Origin of the sequence: Streptomyces sp. MK37H (genome assembly GCF_018035285.1) — a bacterium.
In the GTDB taxonomy this organism is placed as follows: Bacteria; Actinomycetota; Actinomycetes; order Streptomycetales; family Streptomycetaceae; genus Streptomyces; species Streptomyces endocoffeicus.
Map to the genome: position 1 here is coordinate 1 of NZ_JAAAYH010000600.1, position 4,181 is coordinate 4,181.

The 4,181-nt window shown below is 70.9% G+C and carries 4 protein-coding genes; 3 read left to right on the top strand and 1 reads right to left on the bottom strand.

Going from position 1 to position 4,181, the window contains the following annotated elements:
- On the bottom strand, positions 1 to 952 hold a 952-nt coding region (locus GWI24_RS41300), incomplete at its 3' end, for a serine/threonine-protein kinase (RefSeq protein ID WP_210951164.1).
- Between the two features lie 366 nt (positions 953 to 1,318).
- Between GWI24_RS41300 and GWI24_RS41305 the strand changes: the two genes are divergently transcribed.
- From GWI24_RS41305 to GWI24_RS41315, 3 genes are all read left to right on the top strand, one after another.
- A complete protein-coding gene (locus GWI24_RS41305) occupies positions 1,319 to 2,680 on the top strand; it encodes an aspartate aminotransferase family protein (RefSeq protein WP_210951165.1) in 1,362 nt (453 codons plus the stop codon).
- 186 nt (positions 2,681 to 2,866) lie between these two features.
- The gene (locus GWI24_RS41310; RefSeq protein ID WP_210951166.1) at positions 2,867 to 3,601 is read left to right on the top strand and encodes a GntR family transcriptional regulator; all 735 of its coding nucleotides are present in this window, start codon (positions 2,867 to 2,869) and stop codon (positions 3,599 to 3,601) included.
- A 142-nt stretch (positions 3,602 to 3,743) separates the two neighbouring features.
- On the top strand, positions 3,744 to 4,181 hold a 438-nt coding region (locus GWI24_RS41315), incomplete at its 3' end, for a hypothetical protein (protein WP_210951167.1).

Here is a 4,181-nt window from a genome sequence, read left to right on the forward strand (position 1 = left end):
TCGCCCCGGCCACGGGCGGTACGGCCGGGCGCGCGGGCACCCCAGGCCCGGCGGGCGTCTCCACCTCCAGCAACTGCACCGCGTGCCGCCCGAGCTGGGCGACGAGCGTGCCCGGCAGCCACGGTTCGCCGTCGTCGTCCGCCCCGGCCGTACGCTCCAGCAGCGCCTCCAGCGAGGGCCGGTCGTCCGGGACCTTCTTCAGGCAGTCGGTGACGAGGTCCCGCAACCCCTCAGGCAGCCCCTCCAGGTCCGGCTCCTCCTGGGCGATGCGGTACATCACCGCGTGCACCCCGCTGTCGGCCGTGCCGAAGGGCTGACGTCCGGTCGCCGCGTAGGCGAGCACCGAGCCGAGGCAGAAGACATCGCTGGCCGGGGTGACCCGCTCGCCGCGCACCTGCTCGGGCGACATGAAGCCGGGCGATCCGACGACGGCGCCGCTGCGCGTGAGGAGGCCGTCGGTGACGGTCTCCAGCGCTCGCGCGATGCCGAAGTCGATGACGCGCGGACCGTCGATGGTGACCAGGATGTTGGACGGCTTGAGGTCGCGGTGGACCAGACCGGCCTCGTGGATGTCGTGGAGCGCTTGCGTCAGGCCGTGCGCCAGGATGCGGACGGTCCGCTCGGGCAGACGGCCCGACTCGGCGACGATCGCGTGCAGGGAGGGACCGGCGATATAGCCGGTGGCGACCCATGGGGTGGCGGCCTCGGTGTCGGCGTCCAGCACCGGCGCGGTCCAGGTGCCCCCGACCCGCTGTGCGGCCCGCACCTCCTGTTTGAACCGCCGCCGGAATTCGGCCTGTTGGGCGAGCTCGGTCTGGACGAGCTTCACCGCCACCGTGCGCCCGCGTGATGAATGAGCCAGGAACACCCGGCCCATGCCACCCGCGCCAAGGCGCCGGAGCAGCCGGTACTCACCGATCCAGCGAGGGTCCTCGGCCCCCAGGTCTTCCATGCGTCGATCGTCCCTTCCCCGTGAATCCCCCTGATCAGCCCCCCGGAGAGAATAAGGGCGGCTGAGAGCGAAGTGGACGACGCGGACGATCCGTTATCGGTTCCGTATCCGTCCTGTGTCACTCCCGAGCCGGAGACCTGTGTCACTCCCGAGCCGGAGAACGGAATCCCGGGAGGTCCGGAGGGGGCCGCCGGGAGCGAAATCCGGACAGCCGCGCCCCGATCACCGGCGACGGCCACAAGGCCACTGCCCCCGGCAGGATGTCGGCGTACGGCCCGAAACCCGGACAGCCTGTCGGTGCCCGGCCCGGGGCGGCGGTCCGTACGCTGGTGCCGCCCCGACCCGCGAGCGATCCGAGGTACGAACGTGTCCGTGCAGCCCAGCCCCGACCACGCGGCCGGCGCCGCCGTCAAGGCCGCCGACCGTGCGCATGTCTTCCACTCCTGGTCCGCGCAGGGCCTGATCGACCCCCTCGCCGTCGCGGGCGCCGAAGGCTCGTACTTCTGGGACTACGACGGCAACCGCTACCTCGACTTCTCCTGCCAGCTGGTGAACACCAACATCGGCCACCAGCACCCCAAGGTCGTGGCCGCGATCCAGGAGCAGGCCGCGAAGCTGTGCACCATCGCGCCGGGCTTCGCCGTGGACGTGCGGTCCGAGGCGGCGCGGCTGGTGGCCGAGCGCACCCCCGGTGACCTCGACAAGATCTTCTTCACCAACGGCGGCGCCGAGGCGGTGGAGAACGCCGTCCGCATGGCCCGGCTGCACACCGGCCGTGCCAAGGTGCTCTCCGCCTACCGCTCGTACCACGGCGCCACCGCCGCCGCGATCAACCTCACCGGCGACCCCCGCCGCTGGCCCTCCGACACCGCCTCGGCGGGCGTGGTGCACTTCTGGGCGCCGTTCCTCTACCGCTCGCCCTTCCACGCCGACAGCGAGCGGCAGGAGTGCGAGCGCGCGCTGCGCCACCTCGAGGACACCATCGCCTTCGAGGGCCCGCAGACCATCGCCGCGATCATCCTGGAGACCATCCCCGGCACCGCCGGGATCATGGTCCCGCCGCCCGGCTATCTGGCCGGGGTCCGGGAGATCTGCGACCGCTACGGCATCGTGTTCATCCTGGACGAGGTCATGGCGGGCTTCGGCCGCACCGGTCACTGGTTCGCGGCCGACCACTTCGGCGTCACCCCGGACCTGCTGACCTTCGCCAAGGGCGTCAACTCCGGCTATGTGCCGCTCGGTGGCGTCGCGATCTCCGCCGAGATCGCCGCGACCTTCGACCAGCGCCCCTACCCGGGCGGGCTCACCTACTCCGGCCACCCGCTGGCCTGCGCCTCGGCCGTCGCGACGATCAACGCGATGGCGGAGGAGGGGATCGTGGAGAACGCCGCCGCGATCGGCGAGAACGTGATCGGCCCCGCGCTGCGGGAGATCGCCGAGCGCCATCCCTCGGTCGGCGAGGTGCGCGGCCTCGGCGTCTTCTGGGCGCTGGACCTGGTCAAGGACAAGGAGACCCGCGAACCGCTCGTGCCGTACAACGCGGGCGGAGCGGACAACCAGCCGATGGCCGACTTCGCGGCGGCCTGCAAGCGCGGCGGTCTGTGGCCCTTCGTGAACATGAACCGCACCCATGTCGTGCCGCCGTGCACCGTCACCGAGGCCGAGGCCAAGGAGGGGCTCGCGATCCTGGACGACGCGCTGAACGCGGCCGACGCGCACACCTCGTAGCGGCCGCCGCTACCGGCTTCCCGGCGCTGCCCGTTCGCCTCCGGACGCGGCCCGACCGCTGCCCGGCGGCTGCCCGGTGTAGACCACCGCCGCACTCTGCGTGTTCCGCGCAACGGCCCTCGCATATCGTGATGCGAGGGCCGTCCGCTTTCTTACACCGACGGCCGTGGAAGGAGACGGTCCTCGATGCCCGTGCCCGGCACCAGCCCGGTCAAGCGGAACACCCTGCGGCAGCAGATCGCCGACGCGCTCTGTGACGAGGTGCTCGCGGGCAGGCTCCCTGCGGGGCGCCAGTTCACCGTCAAGGAGATCGCCCAGCAGTACGGCGTCTCCGCGACCCCCGTCCGGGAGGCGCTGCTGGACCTGTGCTCCCAGGGGCTGCTCGATGTCGAGGAGCACCGGGGCTTCAAGGTCCACGAGTTCACCATCGACGACTTCCGGCACATGGTGGACGCCCGCACGATGGTGGTGGAGGGCGTCTTCCGGCACTACGTCGAGCAGACGCTGAACACCATGACCACGCAGGCGCTGGCCTCGGTGCGGCGCCGGGCCGAGGAGGCCGAGCGGGCCGCCCGCTCCGGCGACCTGGACATCCTCATCGGCTACGACCTGCGTTTCTGGCGGGAGATCTGCGGGCTGGTCGGCAATCCGTACGTATCGGACTTCCTCCAGCGGCTGCGGGTGCAGACCTGGGTGTTCACGGTGCCGTACCTGCGCCGCGTGCCCGATCTGCGGGGTCTGCTGTGGACGGGGCACTGCGAGCTCACGGCGGCGGTCACCCGTGGGGATCCCCATGACTCGGAGCGGCTCATAGCGGCGTACAACACGCATTTCCGTGCGCTGATCGAGCGGTTGGTGGCGGGGGAGGAGACGCGCTCGCGGAACCGGACGGGGACCGAGCCGGAAGTCAACTCCCCCTGATCTCCTTCTGAACTCTTCGCGAACTCCACCCGATCCATGGGCCCCGGCCCCCCAGGGCAGGCGTCCTGCACTCTTCGCGCCGCGTACGTGGGGCATTACGCTGGGCCGACCATCGACCGTACGGATACGAGAGTGAGATCGCGTGGCATGTGACCTCTGGCTGGTCCCCCTCGTCGATGTGCTGTGCCACAGCCCCGACAACCCCTTCGCCGAAGAGATCGCCGCGTACGACAAGGCGCTCAGCGATGCCGGTCTGCCGCCCGTGCCCGTCTTCAGCTATATGCCGGGCCTTTCCGGGGATGTCGCCCCGGTGGCCGGTTTCGACTACGACGCGCTGCACTTCCTCCGCCGCGCTTATCTGCTGCAGCTGTGCGGACTCGCGGTGACGCCGGTGGACGAACTCGGCGGGGACTACGAGCAGTTGCTGGAGATGTTCGAGCCCACGGCCCAGCAGTCGCATCTGGTGTGGCACTACGACCACGCGGGCGCGTATGTCCCCGTCGACTTCCAGAGTCCGCTGTCCAACGACGAACTCCTCGAGGGCGGCGGCCCGTTGGGCTCCAGCCATGGGCTGCTGCGC